This window comes from Pseudonocardia sp. Ae505_Ps2 (genome assembly GCF_001932425.1).
GTDB lineage: Bacteria > Actinomycetota > Actinomycetes > Mycobacteriales > Pseudonocardiaceae > Pseudonocardia.
Window position 1 is genome coordinate 3537679 of record NZ_MCIP01000001.1, and the last position, 25104, is coordinate 3562782.

Annotated in this window: 25 protein-coding genes; 13 read left to right on the forward strand and 12 right to left on the reverse strand. The window is 75.1% G+C overall.

Annotation, left to right across the window (positions count from 1 at the left end; all coding sequences use genetic code 11):
- Positions 1 to 8 precede the first annotated feature (8 nt).
- Positions 9 to 371, forward strand: coding sequence for a hypothetical protein (locus tag Ae505Ps2_RS16985; protein WP_175581804.1), 363 nt, complete (start codon positions 9 to 11; stop codon positions 369 to 371).
- A gap of 4 nt (positions 372 to 375) precedes the next feature.
- On the opposite strand, the gene Ae505Ps2_RS16990 is transcribed toward Ae505Ps2_RS16985, so the two are convergent.
- Both Ae505Ps2_RS16990 and Ae505Ps2_RS16995 read right to left on the reverse strand, forming a co-directional pair.
- Positions 376 to 1140 carry an SDR family oxidoreductase gene (locus Ae505Ps2_RS16990; protein WP_075306927.1) on the reverse strand — a complete coding sequence of 255 codons (765 nt, stop codon included), beginning with the start codon at positions 1138 to 1140 and terminating at the stop codon, positions 376 to 378.
- A 15-nt stretch (positions 1141 to 1155) separates the two neighbouring features.
- A complete protein-coding gene (locus tag Ae505Ps2_RS16995; protein WP_075306925.1) occupies positions 1156 to 2157 on the reverse strand; it encodes an acetamidase/formamidase family protein in 1002 nt (333 codons plus the stop codon).
- 112 nt (positions 2158 to 2269) lie between these two features.
- Between Ae505Ps2_RS16995 and Ae505Ps2_RS17000 the strand changes: the two genes are divergently transcribed.
- Positions 2270 to 2890: an L-threonylcarbamoyladenylate synthase gene (locus Ae505Ps2_RS17000; protein ID WP_020623429.1), complete on the forward strand. Its 621-nt coding sequence runs from the start codon at positions 2270 to 2272 to the stop codon at positions 2888 to 2890.
- A gap of 230 nt (positions 2891 to 3120) precedes the next feature.
- Positions 3121 to 4986: a hypothetical protein gene (locus Ae505Ps2_RS17005; protein WP_075553767.1), complete on the forward strand. Its 1866-nt coding sequence runs from the start codon at positions 3121 to 3123 to the stop codon at positions 4984 to 4986.
- On the opposite strand, the gene Ae505Ps2_RS17010 is transcribed toward Ae505Ps2_RS17005, so the two are convergent.
- The gene (locus tag Ae505Ps2_RS17010; protein ID WP_075306921.1) at positions 4987 to 5949 is read right to left on the reverse strand and encodes a pseudouridine synthase; all 963 of its coding nucleotides are present in this window, start codon (positions 5947 to 5949) and stop codon (positions 4987 to 4989) included.
- Between the two features lie 26 nt (positions 5950 to 5975).
- Between Ae505Ps2_RS17010 and Ae505Ps2_RS17015 the strand changes: the two genes are divergently transcribed.
- From Ae505Ps2_RS17015 to Ae505Ps2_RS17030, 4 genes are all read left to right on the forward strand, one after another.
- Positions 5976 to 6596 carry a LysE family translocator gene (locus tag Ae505Ps2_RS17015; protein WP_075306919.1) on the forward strand — a complete coding sequence of 207 codons (621 nt, stop codon included), beginning with the start codon at positions 5976 to 5978 and terminating at the stop codon, positions 6594 to 6596.
- 99 nt (positions 6597 to 6695) lie between these two features.
- Positions 6696 to 8219, forward strand: coding sequence for a GntP family permease (locus tag Ae505Ps2_RS17020; RefSeq protein WP_233147575.1), 1524 nt, complete (start codon positions 6696 to 6698; stop codon positions 8217 to 8219).
- A gap of 8 nt (positions 8220 to 8227) precedes the next feature.
- A complete protein-coding gene (locus Ae505Ps2_RS17025) occupies positions 8228 to 9445 on the forward strand; it encodes a CoA transferase (protein WP_075306915.1) in 1218 nt (405 codons plus the stop codon).
- Positions 9442 to 10371, forward strand: a complete 930-nt coding sequence (locus Ae505Ps2_RS17030; protein ID WP_170917051.1) for a hydroxymethylglutaryl-CoA lyase — start codon at positions 9442 to 9444, stop codon at positions 10369 to 10371. Before Ae505Ps2_RS17025 ends, Ae505Ps2_RS17030 begins: the two co-directional genes overlap by 4 nt.
- A 19-nt stretch (positions 10372 to 10390) precedes the next feature.
- Here Ae505Ps2_RS17030 and Ae505Ps2_RS17035 read toward each other — a convergent pair whose 3' ends face one another.
- Positions 10391 to 11158 carry an IclR family transcriptional regulator gene (locus Ae505Ps2_RS17035; protein ID WP_020627902.1) on the reverse strand — a complete coding sequence of 256 codons (768 nt, stop codon included), beginning with the start codon at positions 11156 to 11158 and terminating at the stop codon, positions 10391 to 10393.
- Complete coding sequence (gene xylB / locus Ae505Ps2_RS17040; RefSeq protein ID WP_020627901.1) at positions 11155 to 12561, reverse strand: xylulokinase; 1407 nt, start codon at positions 12559 to 12561, stop codon at positions 11155 to 11157. Before xylB ends, Ae505Ps2_RS17035 begins: the two co-directional genes overlap by 4 nt.
- A gap of 72 nt (positions 12562 to 12633) precedes the next feature.
- On the opposite strand from xylB, the gene Ae505Ps2_RS17045 reads away from it, so the two are divergent.
- The 3 genes from Ae505Ps2_RS17045 to Ae505Ps2_RS17055 are packed head-to-tail and all read left to right on the forward strand — an operon-like array spanning position 12634 to position 14649.
- Positions 12634 to 12831 (forward strand): hypothetical protein, encoded by a 198-nt coding sequence (locus Ae505Ps2_RS17045; RefSeq protein WP_020627900.1) that lies wholly within the window; start codon positions 12634 to 12636, stop codon positions 12829 to 12831.
- Position 12832: 1 nt separating this feature from the next.
- On the forward strand, positions 12833 to 13591 hold the full coding sequence (locus tag Ae505Ps2_RS17050; RefSeq protein ID WP_075306913.1) for a glucose 1-dehydrogenase: 759 nt from the start codon (positions 12833 to 12835) through the stop codon (positions 13589 to 13591).
- Positions 13588 to 14649: a phosphotransferase family protein gene (locus Ae505Ps2_RS17055; protein ID WP_233147574.1), complete on the forward strand. Its 1062-nt coding sequence runs from the start codon at positions 13588 to 13590 to the stop codon at positions 14647 to 14649. Before Ae505Ps2_RS17050 ends, Ae505Ps2_RS17055 begins: the two co-directional genes overlap by 4 nt.
- On the opposite strand, the gene Ae505Ps2_RS17060 is transcribed toward Ae505Ps2_RS17055, so the two are convergent.
- Entirely contained in the window at positions 14636 to 16114 is a 1479-nt protein-coding gene (locus tag Ae505Ps2_RS17060; RefSeq protein WP_075333542.1) for a cytochrome P450, read from the reverse strand. The genes Ae505Ps2_RS17055 and Ae505Ps2_RS17060 overlap by 14 nt on opposite strands.
- Before the next feature lie 100 nt (positions 16115 to 16214).
- Between Ae505Ps2_RS17060 and Ae505Ps2_RS17065 the strand changes: the two genes are divergently transcribed.
- Complete coding sequence (locus Ae505Ps2_RS17065; protein WP_158071502.1) at positions 16215 to 16796, forward strand: TetR family transcriptional regulator; 582 nt, start codon at positions 16215 to 16217, stop codon at positions 16794 to 16796.
- A 26-nt stretch (positions 16797 to 16822) separates the two neighbouring features.
- Here Ae505Ps2_RS17065 and Ae505Ps2_RS17070 read toward each other — a convergent pair whose 3' ends face one another.
- Positions 16823 to 17734 carry a LysR family transcriptional regulator gene (locus Ae505Ps2_RS17070; protein ID WP_075306907.1) on the reverse strand — a complete coding sequence of 304 codons (912 nt, stop codon included), beginning with the start codon at positions 17732 to 17734 and terminating at the stop codon, positions 16823 to 16825.
- A gap of 89 nt (positions 17735 to 17823) precedes the next feature.
- Between Ae505Ps2_RS17070 and Ae505Ps2_RS17075 the strand changes: the two genes are divergently transcribed.
- Both Ae505Ps2_RS17075 and Ae505Ps2_RS17080 read left to right on the forward strand, forming a co-directional pair.
- Positions 17824 to 18618: an alpha/beta hydrolase gene (locus Ae505Ps2_RS17075; protein WP_075334283.1), complete on the forward strand. Its 795-nt coding sequence runs from the start codon at positions 17824 to 17826 to the stop codon at positions 18616 to 18618.
- Between the two features lie 10 nt (positions 18619 to 18628).
- The gene (locus tag Ae505Ps2_RS17080; protein ID WP_075306905.1) at positions 18629 to 19165 is read left to right on the forward strand and encodes a hypothetical protein; all 537 of its coding nucleotides are present in this window, start codon (positions 18629 to 18631) and stop codon (positions 19163 to 19165) included.
- 107 nt (positions 19166 to 19272) lie between these two features.
- On the opposite strand, the gene Ae505Ps2_RS17085 is transcribed toward Ae505Ps2_RS17080, so the two are convergent.
- Genes Ae505Ps2_RS17085 through Ae505Ps2_RS17105 form a run of 5 tightly spaced genes read right to left on the reverse strand, consistent with a single transcriptional unit; the run spans position 19273 to position 25063 of the window.
- Positions 19273 to 19941 carry a GntR family transcriptional regulator gene (locus tag Ae505Ps2_RS17085; protein ID WP_075306903.1) on the reverse strand — a complete coding sequence of 223 codons (669 nt, stop codon included), beginning with the start codon at positions 19939 to 19941 and terminating at the stop codon, positions 19273 to 19275.
- A 55-nt stretch (positions 19942 to 19996) separates the two neighbouring features.
- On the reverse strand, positions 19997 to 21607 hold the full coding sequence (locus Ae505Ps2_RS17090) for an ABC transporter ATP-binding protein (protein ID WP_075306901.1): 1611 nt from the start codon (positions 21605 to 21607) through the stop codon (positions 19997 to 19999).
- Positions 21604 to 22479: an ABC transporter permease gene (locus Ae505Ps2_RS32630; RefSeq protein WP_075306899.1), complete on the reverse strand. Its 876-nt coding sequence runs from the start codon at positions 22477 to 22479 to the stop codon at positions 21604 to 21606. Before Ae505Ps2_RS32630 ends, Ae505Ps2_RS17090 begins: the two co-directional genes overlap by 4 nt.
- Complete coding sequence (locus tag Ae505Ps2_RS17100) at positions 22476 to 23432, reverse strand: ABC transporter permease (protein WP_075553768.1); 957 nt, start codon at positions 23430 to 23432, stop codon at positions 22476 to 22478. Before Ae505Ps2_RS17100 ends, Ae505Ps2_RS32630 begins: the two co-directional genes overlap by 4 nt.
- Positions 23432 to 25063 (reverse strand): ABC transporter substrate-binding protein, encoded by a 1632-nt coding sequence (locus Ae505Ps2_RS17105; RefSeq protein WP_075306897.1) that lies wholly within the window; start codon positions 25061 to 25063, stop codon positions 23432 to 23434. The genes Ae505Ps2_RS17100 and Ae505Ps2_RS17105 overlap by 1 nt, the downstream gene beginning before the upstream one ends.
- Positions 25064 to 25104: the final 41 nt, after the last annotated feature.

Sequence of the window (25104 nt, forward strand, 5' to 3'; positions counted from 1 at the left end):
CCCTGCTGATGTTGTTCCTCTACACCGACGTCGGACCGGACGACGCCCCGACGCTGCTGCGGTCCGGCTCGCACCACGAGGTCGCCCGGCTGCTCGCACCGCACGGATCCGCCGGCGCGGACTGGCTGCCGTTCTGCGGCGAGGCGGTCCGCGCGACCGCGGGATGTCGGGAGGTCGCCGCGACCGGCCGCGCCGGCGACGTCCACCTGGTGCACCCGTTCGTCGTGCACCGCGCCCAGGCGATGTCCTCGGCCGCCCGGCGGCCACGGGTGATCGCCCAGCCGCCGCTGGAACCCGCGCGCGAGCCGGCGTTCGACCTGGTGGCCGGGACGGCCCCGGTCGAGCGGGTGGTGCGCGAGGCGCTGGGGTGAGGCCTCAGAGCTGCACCCCGCGGGTCAGCGCCCCGTCGACCACCAGGTTGGTGCCGCTGATCCGGCTCGCCCGCGGGCTGACCAGCGAGACGACCGCGTAGGCGGTCTCCTCCGGGGTGCCCATCCGGCCCGTCGGGTTGAGCCCCATCGCGTGCGCGTACAGCGCGGGGTCGTTCTGCTCGACGTTCGCCCACACCCCGCCGGGGAAGTAGACGTTGCCGGGGGAGACGGCGTTGGCGCGGATGCCCTTCGGGGCGAGGTCGAAGGCCAGGCCGGAGACGTAGTGCACCAGCGCGGCCTTCATGACGCCGTAGGAGCCGTCGGCGAAGTCGATCTCGCGACCGGAGACGCTCGACACCGCGGTGACCGAAGCGGCGTCGCTGCGCTCCAGGTGCGGCATCGCGGCGTCCACCAGACGCACCGTGTGCAGCAGGTCGATCTCGAAGCTCGAGCGCCAGTTCTGCTCGCCAGGGCCGATCGCGAGCGCCGAGACGTTCGCGACGACCGCGTCGACGGCACCGAAACGATCGGCGGCGGCGGCGACCCAGCCGGCCAGCGCATCGCCGTCGGCGACGTCCACCGCGGTCCCGGCCACCTCACCGGCGCCGGCGGCGCGCAGCTCCTGCTCGGCGGCGGCGACCCCGTCGGCGTCGCGGGCGCAGAACGCGACCCGAGCGCCCTCCGCCGCCAGCCCGGCGACGACCGCGCGCCCGATCCCGCGCGACCCTCCGGTCACGAGCACGACGCGGCCGTTCAACAGCATGTCCATGACAGGGGCCTTCCTCTACAGGGAGCGGGCCTGCTCGCGCAGGTGACGGTGGACGCCGCCGTAGGCCGCGGCCGTGGGCAGCAGGGCCTTCGCGATCTTGGTGACGGCGCTGTAGTTGGTGTCGACGACGTTGGCCAGCGGCGACTCGGCGGCCTGGGTGAGCAGCTGGTAGGCGTCCAGCCGGTCCAGCCCGTAGAGCTCGCCCAGCCAGGCGATCATCCCGACCTGGCTGGCCCGCCAGGCGTCCTCCAGCGGGCGGGCGGACCCGACGACGACGTAGTGGGTGTCGGTCTCGATCCGCGGCCAGGCCGGGGCCGGGGAGTTCTTGATCAGCTCGACGATCAGCACGACGTCCATCGCGCCCTCGACCGCCGTGCCGCAGCTCTCGCCCTCGCCCTGACGGTAGTGGCCGTCGCCGACCGAGAAGAGCGCGCCGGGCACGTTGACCTGCAGGTAGCAGGTGGCCCCGGCGCGCATCTCCGGGGTGTCCATGTTCCCGCCGAACACGTCGGGGACCAGCGAGCTGCGCACCTCCCGCCCGGGCGGCGCGACGCCGACGGTGCCGAGCATCGGGTTGCACGGCAGCTCCAGACGCAGGTCCGCGCTCGTCGCCTCGAACAGCACCGTCCCCGCGGCCCGGTCGAGCTGGTAGATCCAGGTCCGCTCGGGCAGCGGCTCGTGCAGCAGCGCGGTGCGCTCGGTCGTCGACAGCGCCCCGAACAGCGGGATCAGCGTGGAGGCGCCCCAGTCCCGGGCCGGGGTCAGCTCCACGAGGTGGACGGCCAGGGTGTCGCCGGGCTCGGCGCCCTCCACGTGGAACGGCCCGGTCTGCGGGTTCACCTCGCTCATGTCGAGCACCGCGCTCGGACGGTCCGAGATGGACGTGAGCCGCCCGGAGAACGCGTCCTCGGTCCACAGCCGCAGGCAGGTCCCGGGCGCGACCCGGCGCACCGGCGGCACGCCCCCGAAGGTCCAGGCGAACTCGTGCCGTTCCGGCCGGTATTCCACGACGTGCATGGATCGCATCCTGGTCCCCTCCGCGCGTCGCGGGCAACGGTTTCCCGGCCGCACCGCGACCGGCCGGTCGTCGAGGTCCCCGGGTGGGCCGCCGAGCCGGTACGTTCGCGCGATGGCCCGGTACTTCGACGTGCACCCGCAGAACCCGCAGCCGCGCAGCATCGGACAGGTCGTGGACCTCGTGCGCTCCGGCGGCCTGATCGCCTATCCGACCGACTCGTGCTTCGCGCTGGGCTGCTCGCTGGGCAACCGCGACGGCCTGGACCGGATCCGGCAGATCCGCAAGCTCGACGACCGACACCACTTCACCCTCGTGTGCGCGGAGTTCGCGCAGCTCGGGCAGTTCGTCCAGATCTCCAACGCCGTGTTCCGCGCGGTGAAGGCGTCCACCCCGGGCAGCTACACCTTCATCCTCCCGGCCACCAAGGAGGTGCCCAAGCAGCTGCTGCACCCGAAGAAGAAGACCGTCGGCGTGCGCATCCCCGACCACGCCACCACCCAGGCGCTGCTGGCCGAGCTGGGGGAGCCGCTGCTGTCCTCGACGCTGCTGCTGCCGGGCCACGACGAGCCGATGACGCAGGGCTGGGAGATCAAGGAGGAGCTGGAGAACCAGGTCGACGCGGTCATCGACTCCGGGGACTGCGGCACCGAGCCGACCACCGTCGTCGACCTGTCCGGCGACGAGCCGGAGATCGTGCGGCACGGTGCGGGGGACCCGTCGCGGTTCGAGTGAGACCCCTCCGGCGCGGCCGCCCGGCCGCCCGTCGTGCCCGTCCGGGCACTCCCGGCGACCCGTCGGCGGAGTTGCGCCGCCCGCCCGTCCACGATCCACCGCCCACCGCATCAGAACAAGCGCTGGGCGGACCGACGAGTAGGCTTCGCAACCGTCCCGCCCGCTACCCGAGCGGGTACTGACGTGGCGTCCGACCCGGGCGCCGTCCGAACGGTTCGGAGGACGATCGCGTGGCGCGAGACGACCCGCCGCCCCACCCGTCCGGCCCGGCGGGGGCCTCGGCCGGGGACGCCGTGCTGGCCGCGATCGCGCACCGGCTGCGGGCCCGTTCGGAGCGTCAGCAGCTGCTGACCGAGCGGCTGCGTGCCGGCGAGCTGCGCCCGGGTGCGCTGGCCGACCTCGCCGAGCTGGCCGCGGCCGCCCGCCGCGGCGCCCGCGACGGCGACCACATCCTCGTCCTCGCCGGTGCCCCCCGCGGTCCCCGGCTCGCCGCCCCGCCGACCCCGCTCGGCCAGGCGCTCAACACCGTCGTCTCGGCGAGCGAGGCGGCCTCGCGCACGATCGTCCCGCCAACGCCGAGCGTCTCGGTCGACGCGGTCGCCGAGCCCGTGCTGGGCCAGATCCTGGCGGAGCTGCTGGCCCACGCCGCGAGCGTCACGCCGGCGGGGGAGCGAATCGAGCTGCTCACCCGCTGGGGTCCCGAGGGTGGGATCGTCGTCGAGCTCCAGGGGACCCAGCCGCCGCGGCACCGCACCCCGGTCGAGGAGCTGGACCGGGCGCTGGGCTCGGCGACGCCCGGCGGTCCGGTCGCCCCGCAGGAGATCGGTCTGCACGTGGCCGCGCGGCTGGCCCGCGCCATCGGCGCCCGGCTCGGCGTCCGTGGCCCCGCCGGGAACTCCGCGGTCGCCCCGATCGCCGTGCTGCACCTGCCGTCGTCGGTCGTCGGCGGTGGCCGCTCCGAGCCGGCCGCGCCCGCCGGCCCCACCGCGGAGCCGCAGCCGGACGAGCAGGTCGGCACCGGGACGACGGCATCGCTGCGCCGCCCGGCGCCGGACGGTGCCCCCGACGCGGCCGGCACCCCCGACCCCGCTGCGGCGGCGGACGTGCCCTGGCCCCCGCGGGACGCCCCGGCGGCGGAGCCCGAGCGGAGCTGGCCGCCGGTCGCGCCCGAGCGGGACGAGCCGGCGGCATCCGCCGGGCTGCCCCGCCGTGCGCCCCGTCCGGCCGGCGGCATCGCGGCCGCGGCCCCCTTCGCCGGCTCCGGCCCGAACGGCAACAGCCCGAACGGCAACGGCCCGTACGGCTCCGGTCCGAACGGCGTCGGCCCGAACGGCTCCGGCTCGAACGGCGTCGGCCCGAACGGATTCGGCTCGACCGGGCCCGGTCCGGCCGGCTCCGGTCCCGGTGGGCCCGGACCAGGGTCCCGTCCGCCGTACGGGCCGCCGTCGCCGGGCGCGGGGCCGTCGCGCAACGGGGGCCCGCCGCCCGCGCCGCAGGAGGCCCCGGCCACCGAGGCACTGCCCGTCACCGGCGCCCCGGGGACGACCCCGCCGGTGGAGCTGTTCGGACCGTTCGACTCGGAGGTTCCGGTGCCCGTGGACGACGCGGACGACACGCCGATCTTCGCGGCGGTCGCCTCGGCCTGGTTCCGTGAGCCGGGATCGACCGAGACGACGGCGCTCCCGGTCACCGGGAACAACTGGCGCACCGCGGGTGACGCCGAGTTCGACGCCGCCCGCATCCGGGCCGACCGGGTCGTCGACCTGCCGACCACGGCGCAGGGTCTGCCGCAGCGGCTGCCCGGGCAGGCGATGGTGCCGCCGTCGTGGCGGGACACCCCGAACGGCGTCGCGCCGGCCGGGTCCCGCGAGCGCCAGCCCGACCGCGTGCGCAACCGGCTGTCCAGCTACCAGCGGGGGCTGCGCGAGGGCCGCCACCGCGCAGCGGAGGACCACGGTCCGCACGGACCGGCCGACGGGGCTGCCAACGGTGCGGTCAACGGCGCTGCCAACGGCGCCGCCAACGGGGTGCCGGTCCCCGGCGGCCACCACAACGGCCACCACCTCGACGACGACGGCGACCGCAGCGTCGGCTGATCACCACTCGTGCGGCGTCCCGGCGGCCCAGCCGTCCGGGTCGTCCCACGCCTGCAACGTGCGGCCGCTCACGAAGCGCCGCCGCACCCCGGTCAGCGGGTCGTCGAACTCCAGCGCGCGGGAGAGCAGCTGGAGCGGGCGGGTGAAGTCCTCGGGCGCCCGCCGGCGCAGCTCGGGATAGACGTCGTCGCCGAGGATCGGCACGCCCAGCCCGTTCAGGTGCACCCGCAGCTGGTGGGTCCGCCCGGTGCGCGGGGTCAGCCGGTAGCGGGCCAGGTCCTCGCGCCGCCCGTCGAGCTCGATGCGGGTCTCGGCGTTCGGCTCGCCGTCCTCGGTGACGGCGGCGAACACCCCGGGGCGTTTCACGATCCGCGACACCTCGGTGCGCGGCAGCTCCAGGTCCGGGTCGAACCGGGCGAGGGCCTCGTAGGTCTTGGTGACGCGGCCGCGGGCGAACAACGTCTGGTAGGCACCGCGCAGCTCGGGCCGCACCACCAGCAGCAGCACCCCCGCGGTGGCGCGGTCGAGCCGGTGCGCCGGGCTGAGCGCGGGCAGCCCGAGCTCGTGACGCAGCCGCACCAGCACGGTCTGGCGGACGTGGCTGCCGCGCGGGATCGTCGCGAGCAGGTGCGGCTTGTCGACGACGACCACGTCGTCGTCGGCGTGCAGCACCGGCAGGCCGAACGGCACCGGCACCTCGTCGGGCTCGTCGCGGTAGAGCCACAGCGTCGTCGAGGGCGTGTACGGCGTGGCCGGGGTGACCGGACCGGCCGCGGTCACGATCTCCCCGGCGGCCAGGCGCGCGTCGATCCGGTCCGCGACGTGCGGGAACCGGTCGACGAGGTGGTCGCGCATCGTCGCCCACCCCTGGGTCGCCGGGGTCCGGACGCGGGCCGGCGCGAGGCCGTCGACCGTCGGGAGCGGGGACGCCTCCCGGGAGGTGCGGCGCCGGCGGGATCTCACGGGGCAGCAGCCTACGATGGCCTCTCGTGAGCTGGACGTCCTACGGTGCCTATCTGTTGATCGTCGTCGGGCTGGTGCTGATGCCCGGCCCGGACACCTTCGTGATGCTGCGCGCCTCGCTGGTCGGCGGGCGCGCGGGCGGGCTGGCGACGCTGGCCGGGGTGTTCACCGGCAACGCCCTGCAGGGCTGCGCCGCGGCGTTCGGGCTCGGCGTGCTCGTCGCCGGCTCGCACACCGCGTTCACCGTGATCCGCTGGGCCGGCGTGGTCTACCTCTGTGTGCTCGGTGTGCAGGCGCTGCGGGCCGCCCGCCGCGGGGACTACCCCGCCGTCGACGACGGCGGTCCGCGGGTGCCGGTGCGGCGATCGTTCCTGGTCGGCTTCGGCTCGAACATCACCAACCCGAAGGTGCTGGTCATGTACCTGTCGGTGCTGCCGCAGTTCCTCGTCCCCGGCGTGACGACCATCGCCGACGCGCTGCTGCTGGCGCTGTCGGTGGCGGTGCTCGGCGGCGTCTACGGGGTCGGCCTGGTCCTCGCCGTGCACCGGGCGCGGGGCTTCTTCACCCGGCGCCGCGTGCGCCGCGCCGGTGACGTCGTCGCCGGCGCCGCGTTGATCGGGTTCGGCGGGGCGCTGGCCGTGACCTGACCGCCAGGCTTGCTCGCATGGTGGGTCTGTGTTCATGATGTGGGTACGACATCGTCGTCGACGCCCAGGGGGACCATCGTGTCGGACACCGTCATCGTGGTGAACACGGCTGTCGCCGTGCTCGCCGTCGTCGTGCTGATCGTGAGGTTCCGGCTCAACCCGGTGATCTCGCTCGTGATCGGCGCCGTCTACCTGGGGCTGACCGCCGGCCTGGGGGTGAGGGGGACGGTCGACGCGGTCACCGGCGGGTTCGGCGACATCCTGGCCGACGTCGGGCTGCTCATCGCCTTCGGCGTCCTGACCGGGGCGATGCTGCACCACGCGGGCGCCATCGAACGGCTGGTCTCGGCGCTGCTGGCGGCCTGCGGTCCGCGCGGGATGCCCTACGCCACGGCCGTCACCGTCTCCACCGCACTCCAGTCGATCTTCGTCGACGTGCTGCTGGTCATCTCCGCGCCGCTGGCCCGCCGGATCGCCCCGCGCATCGGGGACCGGGGACTGCCGCGGATGGCGACCGCGCTCGCGATCGGCCTGGAGTGCGGGATCGTGTTCATGGTCCCCGGGGTCGGCGCGGTCGCGCTCGCCGGTGTGCTCGGGGTGCCGCTGGGCCAGATGCTGATCCTGGGCCTGGTCGTCGTCGTGCCGACGGTGCTCATCGCCACCGCGATCATGTCCGTGCTGCTGCGTCGCGGCTGGTGGGACCCGGCGCGCGACGAGCAGGAGCCGGTCGCAGCGGGCGTACCCGGCGGACCGGGGGCCGGCGCCCCGCACGCCGCCGCGACCGACGCCGCCGCGGCCGTCCCCTCTCCGGCCGACGCCGCCCCACCCGGTGACGGTCCCGGCGGGGACCTCCCGCCGTCGGGGGGAGCTGTTCCGGGCCCCGGGGCCGGGCAGGGGGCTCCGGGTGGTGGTGCCGGCGGCGCCGGTCGGGCGGGCGGGGCGGCCGCCGGCACCGCGGTGTCCGGCACCGCGCGTCGCGAGCTCCCGCTGGCCCTGCTGTTCGGGCCGCTGCTGGTGGGCCTGCTGCTCATCGCCGCGGGCGCCGTCCTCGACGCCGCCGGGGTGACCCACCCGGTGCTCGCGTTCCTGGGTGAGCCGGTGATCGCGCTGCTGCTGGCGCTGATCGGGACCACCGCCGTCGTCGGGGTCGCCCACGGGCGCGAGATGGTGGAGTCCGCCGTGACCGACGGGTTCCGCGAGAGCGGGCAGATCCTCATCCTCACCGGGGTCGGCGGCTCGCTCGCCACCACGATCGGCGACGCCGGGCTGGGCGAGATCCTCGGCCGCTTCTTCTCCGCGAGCACCGCCGCCCCGCTGCTGATGGTGTGGCTGATCGCCGCCGTGCTGCACGTCGCGATCGGGTCGGTGACGATCTCGGCGATCACCGCGGCCGGCGTGCTCGCCCCGGTCGCCCCGGTGATCGGCCTGGCCCCCGTGTTGATCGCGCTCGCGGCCGGAGCCGGCGCGTTGTTCGCCGTGCACGTCACGTCGAACACGTTCTGGCTGCTGCAGTCGCTGCTCGGGCAGTCCGTGCGGGGGACGCTCAAGACCTGCTCGGTCGGGGTCTCGATCGCCTCGGTCGTGGCGATCATCGTGATCCTGCCGCTGTCGCTCGTCGTCTAGGGAGAGTCGTGTCGCAACTTCCGCTGTCCGGGGTCCGGGTGCTCGAGCTCGGCAACTACATCGCCGCCCCCACCGCCGGACGCCTGCTCGCCGACTTCGGCGCCGAGGTGATCAAGGTCGAGCGCCCCGGGACGGGCGACGAGGTCCGCAACTGGCGGCTCTACGCCGGGGACACCTCGATGCTGTACCGGACGCTGAACCGCAACAAGCGCTCGGTCACCCTCGACATGCGCTCGGCCGCGGGGAAGCAGGCGGTACTGGACCTGGCCGCCCGCTCCGACGTGGTGCTGGAGAACTTCCGGCCCGGCACGCTGGAGCGCTGGGGACTGGGCCCGGCCGAGCTCGACGCCGTCAACCCCGACGTCGTGCTCGTGCGGATCTCCGCGTTCGGGCAGACCGGGCCGCTGTCGTCGCGGCCGGGGTTCGCCGCGGTCGCCGAGGCGATGGGCGGGCTGCGCGCGCTGGTCGGGGAGGCCGACCGGCCGCCGTCGCGGACGGGGGTGTCGATCGGGGACTCGATCGCCGGGCTCTACGGTGCGTTCTCCGCGATGATGGGCCTCTACCAGCGCGAGAGCCGCGCCGACCGGCCCGCGCTGGACCGGCGCTGCATGGACGTCGCGCTCAACGAGGCCGTGTTCTCGATGATGGAGTCGCTCGTCCCCGACCACCTCGCCTACGGCGTCGAGCGGCGTCGGGTCGGCGGGCGGATGGAGGGCATCGCGCCGTCCAACGCCTACGTCTGCGCCTGCGGTGGAAGCGTCGTCGTCGCCGGCAACGGCGACTCCATCTTCGGCCGGCTCATGACCGTCATCGGCCGCGCCGACCTCGGGACGGACCCGGAGCTGGCCACCAACGCCGGCCGCTGGACGCGCCGCGACGAGCTCGACGGCGCCATCGAGGCCTGGACCCGCTCGCTGCCCCGCGACGAGGTCCTCGCGAAGCTGGAGGAGGCCGGGGTCCCGGCCGGGCCGATCCACTCCGCCGCCGACATCGTCGCCGACGAGCAGTTCCGCGCCCGCGACATGGTCCAGTACTTCGACGTCGACACCGGCGGCGACGCGCCCGCCCGCGTCGGGTTCCCCGGCATCGTGCCGGTGCTGGGCGACCGCTCGGTGCCGGTCCGCTCGGTCGGGCCCGACCTGGGCGCCGACACGCACGACGTGCTCGGGGGTCTGCTCGGGTACACCCCGGACACGATCCGGGCCGCATCGGGGGAGGACGCATGAGCACCGACGGGATCGTCCTGCGGGACGTCACGCTGCGCGACGGGCTACAGCTCACCGGCAAACCGCTGCCCACCGACCGCAAGGTCGAGCTGGTCCGCGCGCTGCTCGGGGCGGGCGTGCCGGAGCTGGAGATCGGGTCGCTGGCCCGCGGTGACCTGGTGCCGCCGCTGGCCGACACCCTCGACGTCGTCGCCGCGCTCACGCCGGAGGAGCTGGAGCGCTGCTGGGTGTGGGTGGCGACGCCGCGGCACGTGCAGAAGGCGGTGGCGGCCGGCGCGCGCAACGTCCAGTACTGCTTCTCCGTGTCCGACGCGCACAACAACGCCAACGTCGGCCGTGACACCGCCGTCTCCCTCGACGCGATGCCGCAGGCCGTCGAGTACGCGCGCGCCGCGGGCGGACGCATCCAGCTGTGCCTGGCGACCGCGTTCACCTGCCCGTTCGACGGGCCCGTCGACCCGGACCGGGTGCTCGGGATCGTCGCCGACCCGCGCACCGCGGGCTCCTGCGACGTCGTCGTCTGCGACACGCTCGGGCAGGCGAACCCGGCCGAGGTCGGGTCGCTGGTCGGGCGCGTCGCGGCGGTCGCCGACGGCCGCCGCGTCGCCTTCCACGGCCACGACACCTGGGGCCAGGGCGTCGCGAACGCCCTCGCCGCCGTGCAGAACGGCGCGACCGTCCTCGACGGCGCGCTGGGCGGCCTCGGTGGCTGCCCGTTCGCGCCCGGGGCCAGTGGCAACACCGCCAGCGAGGACCTGCTGTTCGCGCTGCGCCCGGACTGGCTGACCCCCGCCGTGCTGGCCGGGCTCGTGACGTGGTCGGAGGACCTGCTCGCCGAGCTGGGGGAGCCGATGCGCTCGGCGACCGCGCGCGGCGTCCGCTCGAACGCCCTGGCGTTCCCCTGGACGGCGGGGCCCCGCGGCTGAGCCCCCGGCGCGCACCGGGTCAGCCCGGCGGGCGCCCGCCGAGGGTCCGGGTGAGCCGCTCGGCGGCGCCGACCAGCAGGTCCACGCACTTCTCGCACTCCGAGCGGCCGAACCGGATGGTCGGTCCGCTGATCGTGAGCGCCGCCGCGACCTCGCCTGCGTGGTCGAAGACGGGAGCGGAGAGCCCGGAGCCGCCGTCGTCGCGCTCGGCGACGGTGATCGCGAACCCGTCGCGACGGGTGTCGGCGAGCAGCTCGCGCAGCCGCTGCGGGCTGGTCACGGTGTGGTCGGTGAGGGGCTCCAGGGGACCGGCGAGCACCTGCTCGGCCAGCTCGGGGGCCCAGGCCAGCAGCACCCGCCCGGCCGAGCCGGTGTGCAGCGGCACGATCCGCCCGACGTGCATCTCCCGGCGCAGCGCGTGCCGCGTCTCGGCGACGGCGACGCACACTCGGTGCCCGCCCTCGGCCCGGAACAGCGCCGCCGTCTCCCCGGTGGTGTCGCGCAGCTCGCGCAGCAGTGGCCCGGCGAGCTCGAGCAGGTCGACCCCGCGGGCCGCGGCTCCGGCCCAGTAGGCCATCCGGATCCCGATCCGGACCCGGTCCCCGACCCGGTCCAGCAGGCCCTCGGCGACCATGTTGGACACCAGGCGCTGCACCGTCGAGGTCGGGATGCCGGTCGCCTGCTGGATCTCGCCCAGCCCGAGCACCGGGCGCTGCAGGGTGAACGCGTCCAGGATGTCGGTGATCTTGCCGAGGACCAGGAGCCGCTTCGGGCCCTCGGTGGTCATGCCGCGACCCGGTCCAGGAACGCCCCCGCCGCCTCGCGGTAGCGCTCCCACGCCGCCGGAGCGGGCTCGGCCTCGTAGCGCGCCGGTTCGGCCCCGGCGCTCCACGACGGCGGGGTCGCCCCGCCGCGCAGTGCCCACGCGGCCTGCCGGGCGGCGCCGTCGGCCACGTACTCGCCGGGTTCGGGCACCCGGACCGGCACCTCGAACACCTGCGCGGCGATCCGGCAGACCGCCTCGGAGCGGGCCGCCCCGCCGACCAGCGTCACCCCGGACACGGTTACGCCCTGCTCGCGCAGCGCCTCCAGCCCGACCCGCTGCGCGGACAGCATGCCCTCGATCGCGGCCCGGGCCAGGTTCTCCCGGGTCCCCGACGCCAGCGTCCAGCCGTGCAGCGCGCCGGTCGCGTCGGGCAGGTTCGGGGTCCGCTCGCCCTCCAGGTAGGGCACCACGACCAGCCCGCCCGCGCCCGGCTCGGCGGCGAGCGCGAGGCGGCCCAGCTCGTCGTGGTCCACCCCGAGGAACCGCCGGGTCGCATCCAGCACCCGGGAGGCGTTGAGCGTGCACACCAGCGGGAGGTAGGCGCCGGTGGCGTCGGAGAACCCGGCCACGATCCCGGACGGGTCCTGGGCGCGGCGCTCCGAGCGGGCGAACACCGTGCCGGAGGTGCCCAGCGAGACGACGACGTCCCCACCGGCGTCGACCCCCAGCCCGGCGGCCGCGTTGTCGCCCGCCCCGGCGGCGACCCGGATCCCGCCCGGCCCGTCGACGGACTCGGCCGGGCCGAGCAGCCGCGGCAGCGTCGGTGTCGACCCGAAGAACCGTTCGAGCAGTTCGGGGCGGTAGTCGACGCCGTCGAACCAGCCGGTGCCCGAGGCGTCGGACCGGTCGGTGACCAGCTCGTCGAGCCCCGCGCCGCCGGGGACGCCGCCACCGCGGAGCCGCCAGGTCAGCCAGTCGTGGGGCAGGCACACCGCCGCGGTCCGGGCGGCGTTCTCGGGCTCGTGGCCGGCGAGCCAGCGCAGCTTGGCCAGGGTGATCGAGGCGACCGGGACGACGCCGGTCGTCTCCGCCCACTGCTGCGCGCCGAACTCCTCGACGAGCTCGCCGGCGGCCGCCGCCGAGCGGGTGTCGTTCCACAGCAGCGCGTCGCGCACGACCTCGCCGCGCTCGTCGAGGCAGACCATGCCGTGCTGCTGGCCCGCGACCGACACCGCGGCGACGCCGTCGAGGCCGCCCGCGTCGTCGATCGCGGCCTGCAGCGCCTCCCACCAGAGCCGGGGCGCGATCTCCGTGCCGTCCGGGTGCGCGGCGCGCCCGGACCGGACGAGCTCGCCGGTGTCGGCGTCGCGGACGACGACCTTGCAGGACTGGGTGGACGAGTCCACCCCGAGCACCAGTGCCATGGGCCCCAGCCTGCCATCGTCGGCGCGGCGCGGCGGGAGACAGGCGGGGCGGATCGGTGCCAGGGTGGTCCCATGAGCGACGAGCAATGGTTCTACTGCCTCAAGCACGGCACCGTGGAGACCGCCGACGGCTGCCGGTCCGCCGACCGGCTCGGCCCGTACCCGGACCGGGCCACCGCGGCCCGCGCGCTGGAGATCGCCAGGGAGCGCACCGAGTCCGAGGACCGCAAGGACCGGGAGTGGAACGCCGGGAGCTCCGGGGCGTCCTGACATGAGCGGCACGACGGAGGGCGGCCGGGTCGTCGTCGTCACCGGCGGGAGCCGGGGGATCGGACGGGCGGCCTGCGCGGCGTACGCGGCCCGCGGGGACACGGTCGTCGTCGCCAGCCGACGGGCCGAGGCGTGCACCGCACTGGCCGCGGAGCTGACCGCGCTGCACGGCGTCCCGGCGCTCGGCGTCGGCTGCCACGTGGGCCGCTGGGCGGACTGCGACGACCTGGTGGACCGGGTGCTCGCCGAGTACGGCCGGGTCGACGTGCTGGTGAACAACGCCGGCATGTCCCCGCTCTACGGGTCGCTCACCGAGGTCACCGAGGAGCTGTTCGACAAGGTCCTCGCGGTGAACCTGCGCGGCGCCTACCGGCTCGGGGCCCGCTGCGGGGAGCTCATGGCCGCGGCGGGCGGCGGCGCGATCGTGAACGTCTCCTCGGTCGCGGCGGTGATGCCCGGCCCCGGGGAGCTGCCCTACGCGCTGGCCAAGGCCGGGCTCAACGCGCTGACCGTCGGGCTGGCCCGCGCGTACGCGCCGTCGGTGCGGGTCAACACGGTGATGCCCGGTCCGGTCCGGACCGACATCGCCGAGCACTGGACCGAGGAGTTCCGTGCCCACGTCGCCGGCACCGTGCCCGCCGGACGGGTCGGGGAGGCGGCCGAGGTCGTCGGCGCGATCCTGTACCTGACCGGCCCGGACGCCGGGTACACCACCGGCGCGACGATCAAGGTCGACGGCGGCATGGCGTGGTCGACGTGAGCCCCGCGGACCCGTCGGGTGTGGTCGACCGGACCGCGCTCGCGGCCTGGCTGCGCGGACAGGGGTTCGGCGACTGGTCCGGCGAGCTGGAACCGGTCGGCGGCGGCACCCAGAACGTGGTGCTGCGCACCGTCGTCGACGGCAGACCGCTGGTCCTGCGCTCGTCGCCGGTGCACCCGCGGCCGGGGTCGGCCCGCACCATCGCCCGCGAGATCACCGTGCTCGGCGCGCTGCGCGGCACCGACGTGCCGCACCCGGAGCTCGTCGCCGCCTGCACCGACACCGACGTGCTCGGCAGGCCGTTCTACCTGATGACCGACGTGGACGGCGTCAACCCCGGCGAGCGGGTCTCGCCCGAGCAGGCCGCGACCCCGGCGCTGCGGCACGGCGCGGTGCTCGACGTGGCCCGGGCCGCGGCCAGGCTCGGCCGCCTCGACCCGGCCGCGGTCGGGCTGGACGGGCTGCGCCGCCCCGGTCCGTTCCTGGAACGGCAGGTGCCGCGCTGGACCGCGCAGCTCGCGTCCTACTCCGAGGTGCCTGGCTACGACCCCGGCGACCTGCCCGACGTGGCCGTCGCCGCGGACTGGCTGACCCGCCACCGCCCGCCCGAGCCGGAACCGGGCGTCGCACACGGGGACCTGCACCTGAACAACGTGCTGCTGGACCGCACCCGGCCGCGGGTGGCCGCACTCGTCGACTGGGAGATGTGCACCGTCGGCGACCCGCTGCTCGACCTCGGCTGGCTGCTGGTCACCTGGCCGGTCGACCCGGTCGGGTTCGGCGCGGGGACCGCGCTCGCCGGGCACGGCGGTCTCCCCACCCGGGCCGAGCTCGTCGCCGCCTACACCGACGCGGGCGGCCGCGACACCACCGACATCACCTGGTACGCGGGGCTGGCCGCGTTCAAGCTGGGCGTCGTGCTGGAGGGCACCTGGGCACGGGTCGCCGCGGGCGAGGCGGACCGCGCGGTGGGGGAGCGGCTGCACGCCGCGGCCGTCGCGCTGCTGGAGCTGGCCGTGCGGATCGCCCGCGACGAGTGGGCCGTCAGCGCGGGGTGAGCCGCACCGGGATCCCGCCCACCGGCACCGGCAGCGAGGTGTTGTCCCAGCGCAACCGGTAGGACGGCTCGACGGTCCACCGGTACCGGCGCAGCATCTCGTGCAGGATGGCGGTGACCTCGAGGGTCCCGAAGTGCAGTCCGATGCACTTGTGCACCCCGCCGCCGAACGGGATCCACGCGTCGCGGTCGGAGCGGTCCTCGCGCCGGTCGGGCCCGAACCGCTCGGGGTCGAAGTGCTCCGGGTCGGTCCAGCAGGAGCGGTCGTAGTGGTTCACCGCCTGCGCGACGACGACCCGCGTCCCGGCCGGGACGTGGTGCCCGGCCACCGCGGTGTCCTTCACCGCCGTCCGCATGACCACCGGGACCGGTGCGTCGAGCCGCAGCGCCTCCCGGATCACCAGGTCCAGCGACGTCAGCTCGCGCAGCTCGGCCACGGTCGGGACGCGGTCCCCGATCCGCTCGGCGAGCGCGTCGGACTCGGCGCGGCAGCGTTCCTGCCAGACCGGGTTGCGGGCGAGGTGGTGCGCCGCCGAGGCCGTGGTGGTGGTGGAGGTGTCGTGGGCGGCCATCATCAGGAAGATCATGTGGTTGACGACGTCGTCGTCGGAGAACGCCTCGCCGTCGTCGGTGCGGGCGTGGCACAGCGCCGAGAACAGGTCGGTGCCCTCGCCCGCGCGCTTGGCCGCCAGGTTCTCCCGGAACCAGTTCTCCAGCACGACCCGTCCGCGCAGCCCGCGCCGCCAGCGGGTCCCGGGCAGGTCCTTGCGGACGAAGGAGTTCGCCGCCCGGACGCAGTCGACGAACGCCCGGTTCACCGCCTCCGCAGTGTGCATGCTCGTTCCGCCTGCGCTGCTCTCGGCGGCTCCCGAGCGGGCGTCCATGAACACCGCCTGCGCGACGTCCAGGGTGAGCCGCTTGAGCGCCGGGTAGAGCCGCAGCCGCTCCGGCCAGGTCGGCAGCACCTCGCGCACGACCGGGGTGGTCGCGGCGACGTAGCGGGAGATCCGGTCCGCGGTGAACGCCTCCTGCATGATCCGCCGGTGCGCGCGGTGCTCGTCGAAGTCGAGCAGCATCAGGCCGCGGTGGAAGAACGCGTCGACCGTCGCGCGCCACCCCTCCTGGGAGAACGCCTTGTCCCGGTTGGTGAGCACCTCCCGGGTCGCGGCCGGGCCGGTCACGACGATCGCCCGGCCGTTGGGGGTGCGCATCCACCAGACCGGGCCGAGCGCCTCGGAGCGGGCCCGGGTGAAGCGGTGCCCGAACCGGACGTAGGTCAGGGCGTGGCCGAGGACGGGCAGCCCGTCGTCGCCGGGCACCTCGCGCAGCCCCTCGGGTGCCGGGCCGAACGCCGCGGGGCGCCGGCCTCGCACCGCACCGGTCAGCAGCGACCGGTCGACCGCCTCGGGCGCGGGCAGGGTGAGGACGGACGACCAGCGCTCACGCGCCTGCTGCACCAGCTTCACGGGCTTGCTCCTCGGACGTCGACGGCGGTGTCCCGGCCGAAGTTAGACACTTCTGACGAAACTGTCCAGACGATGGACGGGCCGTGCGATGATGTCGGCCATGAGCGAGCGGCGGACGATGGCGCGGCGAGCCCGCGACGAGCTGCGCGGCGAGGTGCTCGACGTCGCCGAACGCCTCGCGGTCGCGGGGGAACGCCCGTCGATGCCCGAGCTCGCCCGCCGGGTCGGGGTCAGCCGGCAGACCCTCTACAGCGAGTTCGGCGACCGCGACGGGCTCGCCGCCGCCCTGGTGCTGCGGGCCACCGACCGGTTCCTCGACCGGATCGAGGCCGCCCTCGACGGCGAGACCGACCTGCACGCGGCCTGGGTCGCCGCCGTCGGCGCCGCGCTCACCGAGGGGGCCGAGAACCCGCTGCTCAAGGCCCTGCTCAGCGGCGACGCGGCGGTCCCGTCCGCGTTCGGCACCGACTCCGGCCCGATCATCGCGGCCGCGGCCGAGCGGTCCGCCGGATACCTGCGCCGGGTCCGGCCCGGGGCCCGCGAGCACGACGTGCGGCTCGCCGCGGAGACCGCCGCCCGGCTCACGGTCAGCCACCTGGTGCTCCCCGCGGGCCCGGCGTCGCGCTCGGCGGAGGACATCGCGACCGTGGTGGTGCGGACGCTCGGCGACGACGGGGTGTGAGCTCGTGGGAGGTCGTCCCGCCCCGGTCACGGCGTGGCAGGCGTGCCGCCGGCCTCCCCGGCGGCGTGCCGGACCAGACGGATCAGCCGGCCGGCGGCGACGGACGGGGGCCGGTCGCGTGCGGTGATCAGGGAGACGACGAACTCGGGATGTGGTGAGAGGTCGAGGAGCCGACGGCGGACCGGCTCGGGCGCCGAGGACGGCGCGATCAGTGCCAGCCCGAGCCCCGCGCGGACCAGTTCGGCGACGGTGGCGACGTCTCCCACCTCGATGACCACCTCGCGTGCGACACCGTGGGCGGCGAGGACCCGGTCGACGCTCTCCCGGCTGCCCCAGCCGGGAGGGACGTCGATGAACGACTCGCCGCGGAGCTCGGTGAGGGGCACACGCTCACGACCGGAGAGCCGGTGCCCGGGCGGGCAGGCGAGCCGGATCGGTTCCCGGAACAGCTCGTGCGCCTCGATCGCCGGTGGGCACGCCGTGGGATCGACCGCGGCGAGCGCGAGGTCGAGGCGGTGCTCACGCACACCACGCACGAGCCCGGCGGTCCCGTCGGGTGCGGTGCCGGGGCGGATCGTCACCCGGGGCCACTGCTGGTGGAAGCGCTGGAGCAGCGCCGCCAGGTCGACACCGGGCAGGGCGTGCATGATCCCGACGGTGACAGTGCCGCGGATCCCCCCGGTCACCTCCTCGACGGCGTCGCGGGCGGAGGCGGCCGCGGCCAGCGTGGTGCGGGCGGGCGCGACCAGGGCCGCGCCCGCGTCGGTGAGCGCGACCCGGCGGGTGGTCCGCTCGAACAGCACCGCGCCCAGGTCACGTTCGAGCGCCCGGACCGCGACCGAGACCGCCGACTGCACGAGGTGCACGGACTCGGCGGCGGCGGTGAAGCTCCCGGTGTCGGCGACCGCAAGGAAGATCTCGAGCTGGCGCAGCTCCACGGCGCTCCCCGATCCATGAATCCGATGAATAGGTCTCAGGAGAACCTATCGTTGGACGTGATCGGTGTCCGCAGGTGACAGTCGTCGTCGTGGACGACAGCACCTTCTCGACGCGGACCGTCAACCTGGTCCGCACCGGCCCCCGCGGCGGCACCCCGCTGGTCCTCCTGCACTCGGCCGGGCTGGATCTGACCTACTGGGATCGTCAGATCGCGGCCCTGGCGCCCGACCGGGACGTCGTCGCGGTCGACCTGCCCGGCCACGGGCGGACCACCGGCGGCCCCGGCGACTGGCAGCTCGATCGCGCGGTCGGGTTCGTGCGCCGAGTGCTGGCGAGTCTGGAGGCCGACCGGGTCCACCTGGTCGGGCTGTCACTGGGCGGGATGCTCGCCCAGGCCACCGCCGTCGCGGACCCGGGCATCACGGCCTCGTTGACGTTGATCGACACGGCGGCCTCGTTCTCCGACGCCGGCCGCGCGGCGATGCGGGCCCGGGCCGCGCAGGCGCGGACGGAGGGCATGGCGGCGGTGCTGGAGGGGCTGTTCGGGCACTGGTTCACCGCCGACACCCGCGCCCGGCGCCCGGACCTGGTCGAGCGCGCCACCCGCACGCTGCTCGCCCAGGACCCGCAGGTGCATGCCGCGATGTGGGAGATGATCGCCGGCTTCGAGCTCGCGGCCGACCTCCCCCGGATCGGGTGCCCGACGATGGTCGTGGTCGGGGAGCACGACTCCAGCTCGCCGGTCTCCGCGGCCCGGCAGCTGCGCGACACCATCCCGGACGCCCGGCTGCGCGTGGTGCCCGCCGCCGCCCACCTCGCACCGTTGGAGAAGCCCGACACCGTCACCCGCCACCTGGTCGGGTTCCTCGACCAGGTCGCCTGAGGAACCCGCGATGGCCCGCATCCCGCTGCCCGAGCCCGCCGACATGGACCCCCGTCACCGCGCCCAGTACGAACGGTTCCCCTCGAACCTCACCCGGACCCTGACCCTCATGGACTCCCGGCTGTCCGAGGCCCTGCCGGAGACGGCCAACGCGCTGCGCGCCTCCGCGCTGGCTCCCGCCTGGCGCGAAGGGGTCATCCTGCGCGTCGCCGCCCTCACCGGCAGTGCCTACGAACGGTGGCAGCACCTGGACCAGGCGCGTCAGCACTGGTCGGACGAGCAGATCGCCGTCATCGAGACCACCGCGGGGGCCGACCGGTCGGTGCTGCCCACCGGGTTCGCCCGCCTGCTCGACCTGGTCGACCTGCTCGTCCCCGGCCTCCCGGTCCCCGCCGACGTCCTCGCCGCCGTACGCCGGATCCTCGACGACCGCGACCTGGTCACCGTCATCGTCCTGGTCGGGCACTACCTCACCGTCGCCCGGCTCACCACCGTCCTCGGCGTCGACCTGGACCCTGCCCCGGACACCTGGACCCACGAACACTGACCCTCAGCCCGGCCCGACGGTCCGCGGCAGGTCCGCACGCCGGCCCACGCCGGCGAGGCCGATCGGCACTGTCCGGTGCCGGGGAGGCCGACGGCTCGACGACCCGCTCAGCCCACCCCGCGGTGATGGCGCTCGGCGCGTTCGACGTGTGCCCGGGCCAGGGCCCCCGCCGACGCCGGATCACCCGCCGCGATCGCCGCGAGGATGCCCCGGTGCTCGGCCCACGACCGCGGACCGGCCACGGACACCCCCATCGCGTAGATCCATTCGATCCGGTCGGAGACGTGCCGCAGCAGCGACGGCAGCGACGCCGACCCGCTGTGCTCGGCGATGGCGAGGTGGAAGCGCGTGTTGAGCTCCGGCAGCCGTTCCGTCCGGCCGGACGCCAGCTCGGCCTCGCCCTCGGCGACGAGCAGCCCCAGCAGGTCCACCACCGCGTCCTCGCCCCCGGCCACCCGCGCCGCGCAGCGGGCCGCGGCGATCTCCTCGATGGTGCCGCGCACGGCGAACAGGTCCTCGGCGTCGGCGTCGTCGATCGTGGCGACGGTGGCACCCTGGTTCGGACGGACCTCGACGAAACCCTGGACGGCGAGCGTGCGCAGCGCCTCGCGCACCGGGACGCGCGAGACCCGGTAGCGCTCGCACAGCCGGGCCTCGGTCAGCCGCTCGCCCTGGGCGAGCACCCCGGTCACGATGTCCGCCCGCAGCGCCGCGAGTACCCGCCGCGCCTTGCCGTCGGCCGAGCCGTACCGGTTACCGCCGTCCTGCCCGTCCACCCGGACCCACCTCCTCGCCGCCGGTGCAGTGTGGACGCACGTCCCCGTCCGGTCGTCAGGGGGTGGCGCCGACGTCGCGCCCGGGGATCGCGGCGAGCAGCTCGCGGGTGTAGTCCTGCGCGGGGGTGTCGACCACGCGTGCGGTCGGGCCCTGCTCGACCACGGCGCCCGCGCGCAGCACCACGACGCGGTGGGCGACCTGGCGCACGACCGCGAGATCGTGGGTGATGAACAGCAACGAGACCCCCAGGTCGCGTTGCAGGCCGGTCAGCAGCTCCAGGATCTGCTCCTGCACCAGCACGTCCAGGGCGGAGACGGCCTCGTCGCACACGACGAGCTGCGGCCGGGCGGCCAGCGCCCTGGCGATCGCGACCCGCTGCCGCTGGCCGCCGGACAGCTCGTCCGGGCGACGTGCTGTCACCCCCGACGGCAGGGCCACCTGGTCCAGGAGCTCGGCGACCCGGTCGCGCCGCGACGCGGTGTCCCCGATCCGCAGCACCCGCAAGGGCTCGTCGACGATCCGGGCGACCGTGGACGTGGGGTCCAGCGAGCCGTAGGGGTCCTGGAACACCGGCTGCATGGTGCGGCGCACCATCGCCCGGTCCCGTCGTGACGAGCGGAACGGATCGGTCCCCGCCACGGTCACGGTGCCCGCCGTCGGCCGGTCCAGCCCGAGGACGATCCGCGCGGTCGTCGTCTTGCCCGACCCGGACTCCCCGACGAGGGCGGTGGTGGTGCCGGCGTCGACGGTGAACGACACGTCGTCGACGGCGCGGACCCGTTCACGGGAGCCGCGCACCCGGAACTCGCGGACCAGGCCGGTCACCTCGAGCACCGGTCGCGGCGGCGCGGGTGGCTCGGCGGCGCGGGACCCACCGCCGATCGCGGGTGCCGCGGCGACCAGACGGCGGGTGTAGTCGTCGTCGGGCCGGGTCAGGATGCGCTCGGCCGGCCCGGTCTCGACGACGTGGCCCTCGTGCATGACCACCACCCGGTCGGCGCGCTCGGCGGCCAGCGCGAGGTCGTGGGTGATGAGCAGCATCGCCGTGCCGCGGGCGTCGGTCAGCCCGGCGAGGTGGTCGAGGATCCGCCGCTGCACCGTGACGTCGAGGGCCGAGGTCGGCTCGTCGGCCAGCAGCAGGTCCGGCTCCGCGGCGAGCGCCATCGCGATCAGCACCCGCTGCCGCATGCCTCCCGAGAACTCGTGCGGGTACTGCCGCGCCCGGCGCGCGGGATCCGGGATCCCGGCCTCGGCCATCAGCTCCACGGCCCGGTCCCGCGCCGCCCGGCCGCGCGCCAGCCGGTGGGTCGTCAGGGCCTCGGCGATCTGCGCCCCGACCCGGTGCACCGGGTTCAGGTTGGACATGGGGTCCTGCGGGACGAGACCGATTCGCGCCCCGCGCAGTGCCCGCAGCCGGGCCTCCCCGGCGGTGGTGAGGTCCTCGCCGTCGAAGAGGATCCGCCCGCCGGTCACCCGCCCGGTCCCCGGCAGCAGGCCGAGCGCGGCCGCCGCGGCCGTCGACTTCCCGGACCCGGACCCGCCGACCACGGCGACCTTCTCCCCGCGACCGACCGCGAGGTCGACCCCGTGCAGCACGTCGGTGACGATGCCGCGGGAGTCGGCGTAACCCACCCGCAGACCGCGCAGCTCCAGCAGCGCGCTCACTGTCGTGCCCCCGGGGACAGGGCGTCGCGCAGCGCGTCGCCGACGAGGTTGAACGCCAGGCAGATCAGCAGGATCGCGAGGCCGGGGAACACCGCCGACCACGGAGCCCGGTAGAGGTACTGCTGGGCGTCGGACAGCATGATGCCCAGGCTCGGTTCCGGTGGCTGGATCCCGAGGCCGAGAAACGACAGCAGCGCCTCGCCGATCACCGCCACCGGCATGATCACGGTCGCCTGCACGATCACCGAGGACGCCGCGTTGGGCAGGACGTGGGTCAGCAGGACCCGCGGGCCCGAGGCGTTCATCGTCTTCGCCGCCAGCACGAACTCCCGTTCCCGCAGCCGCAGCGTCTCCGCGCGCACGACGCGGATCATCGTCGGCACCTGTGCCACACCGAGCGCGATCGCCGCGCCGCTCAGGCTCGCGCCGTGGATCGCGGCCAGTCCCACCGCGACGATCAGGAACGGGAACGCCAGGGTCAGGTCGGTCAGCCTCGACACCACGACGTCGGCCGCCCGCCACCATCCGGCGGCGAGCCCCAGCGGCGTGCCCACCAGCACGGCCAGCGCGACGGCGAGCAGTCCCACCTGCAACGACGCCCGGGTGCCGTACAGGATCCGGGACAGCACGTCGCGGCCCAGGTCGTCGGTGCCCAGCGGGAACCCGACGGTGCGCGGCAGCTGGAACGGGGTCTCGAAGTGCACCGCGCCGGGGGAGTGGGGCGCGAGGACCGGGGCGAGCAGCGCGGCCAGCACGACCAGGACGAGCAGCACCCCGCCGACGAGCCCGGAGCGGCTCCGCAGGAACGCGGCGAGCACCCGGCCGCCGGACGGCGCGGTCGGCTGGGGCCCGACGGGTTCGACGGCGGTCATCGCGACCTCCCCTCGACCCGGACCCGCGGGTCCACGACCGAGTAGAGGACGTCGACCGCCAGGTTGATGACGATGTAGGCGAGCGTCACGACGAGCACCACTCCCTGGATCACCGGGTAGTCCCGGGTGAAGACCGAGTCGAGCGTGAGCTTCCCGAAGCCGGGCAGCCCGAAGATCCGCTCGGTGACGACGGCGCCGGACACGAGCCCGCCCAGCTGCAGGCCGACGATCGTCAGGACCACGAGCAGGCTGTTGCGCAGGGCGTGCCGCAGCACCACGGCGCCACGGGACACTCCCTTCGCCCGCGCGGTGCGCACGAAGTCGGCGGTCAGGGTGTCCACCATGGATGCACGGGTCTGGCGCATCACGATGGCGGCGAGCCCCGTCCCGAGGATCAGCGCGGGCAGGGTGAGGTGCCACAGCGCGCGCAGCGGGTCCTCGGTGACGGCGACGTAGCCCGAGGCGGGGAACAGCCCGAGCCCGACCGCGAGGTAGAGGATCGCCAGCAGTCCGAGCCAGAAGTTCGGCACCGACAGCGAGACCAGCGACAGCCCGCTGACGGCCGCGTCCACCCCGCGTCCGCGGTACACCGCGGCCAGCGTCCCGGCGGCGATCCCGGCGACGACGGCGACGACGATCGCGTACAGCGACAGCCACGCCGTGACCGGCAGTGTCGCGGCGATCAGCTCGGTCACCGGCGTCCCGGTCCGGGTCGACTCGCCCAGGTCCCCGGTCAGCGCGCTGCCCAGGAACCGCAGGTACTGCTCGACCAGCGACCCGTCCAGGCCGAGCCGGTCGCGGATCGCGGCGACGGTCTCCGGTGTCGCCTCCTCCCCGGCCAGCGCCAGCGCCGGGTCGCCGGGCAGCGCCCGGACGCCGGCGAACACGACCACCGAGGCCAGCAGCAGGGTGACCAGGCCCTGCCCGGCCCGCACCGCCAGGTAGCGCAGCATCAGCCCACCTCGCCGTCGACGAACGCGGCCCGGCTCAGCCGCACGACGCCGTCGGCGAAGGTCTGCACGCCGACGACGTCCGCGGAGTGCGCCGTGAGGTTCCGCAGGCGGTACAGGTAGATGATCGGGTTGTCGCGCTGCACCCGTTCCACGACCTGTCCGTAGAGGGCCGCCCGGGCGGCCGGGTCGATCGTCGCCGCGGCCCGGCGGATCAGCTCGTCGACGCCTGCGTCGGAGTAGCCGGAGTAGTTGCTGCCCGCCCCGGTGGTGAGGAACGAGGCGATGTTGCCGTGCGGGTCCACCCGGCCCGACCAGCCCAGCTGCAGCAGGTCGAAGTCGCCACGGTCCTGGACGTCGAGCAGCGTGGAGTACTCGACCGGCTCCACGGTGATCGCGAACCCGCCCTGGGCGACCGCGGCCTGCAGCGCCTGGGCCAGCCGCAGCGTGTCCGGGGAGTTGGAGACCTTCATCGTCACCGGGTACGGCACCGGGGCACCGGCACTGGCCAACAGCCTGCGGGACTCCTCCGGGTCGTAGGGCGGGCAGGCGTCGCTCGCCGGGCTCGCGTAGGTGCTCCCCGGCGGGATCGGCGAGCAGGCGGGCTCGTACCAGTTGTTGAACACCGCGTTGACCAGCACGGTCCGGTCCACCGACAGGGCGAGCGCCCGTCGCACGCGCGCGTCGCGCGCCAGTGGGGTGTCGATGCGCCCCGGCGGGTTCCCGGTGCCGGCGGTGTTGCCGATGTTGACCGTCATCGCCTGGTACCCGAGCGAGGGGATCTGCAGGACACGCACGTCGGTCTCGCGGGACAGCGCGTCGACGTCCTGCGGGGAGATCGTGTCGGCCACGTCGACGTCTCCGCTGCGCAGGTTCGCCGCCCGGATGTTGGCGTCGTTCATGATCCGGTAGGTGATCGAGTCCAGGTGGACCTCGTCGGCGGCGTAGTAGAGCGGGTCCCGCACGACGGTGATCGAGGTCTGCGGGATGCGCTCGGCGAAGCGGAACGGTCCGACGCAGACCGGGTCGGAGGAGAACTCGACGCCGGGCCGGGCCAGCGCGGTCGGGGACATGATCATGCCCGCACGGTCGGCCAACGACGCCGTCAGCGGCGCGAACGGTCGCTCGTAGCGGATCCGCACCGTGCGCGGTCCGGTCGCGTCGATGCCCGCGACGGGGCCGAGCTCGGAACGGCGGCTCGAGTCCGGCAGCGTGAGGTGGCGGCGCAGCGTGGTGACGACCGCGGCGGCGTCGAGCGGGGTGCCGTCGGCGAACCGGACCCCGTCCCGCACGGTGATCTCCACCGAGCGGCCGTCGGCGCTGACCGTCGGCAGCGCGGTCGCGAGCTGGAGGAGCACCGTGCCCTCGGCGTCGATGTCGTAGAGCTTCTCGCAGATCGAGCTCATGACGTAGCGCGTGTAGAGCGAGGACGACGTGGTCGGGTCCAGGCGGTCGGGTTCGTTGGACAGCCCCATGACCAGGTCACCGCCGTCGCGGACCGGGGTGCCGGGGGAGACGGCCGCGCCGGGGACCACCGGACGCGGTGGTGCCGGCAGTACCGGCTGCACGGCGATGCAGCCGGTCAGCAGCAGGGCACCGAGCAGCACCACCGCGAGTCGAACCGTTGTATACATTGCCGGCGACCGTACGGCCGTCCGGACGGCCGCGATAGCCC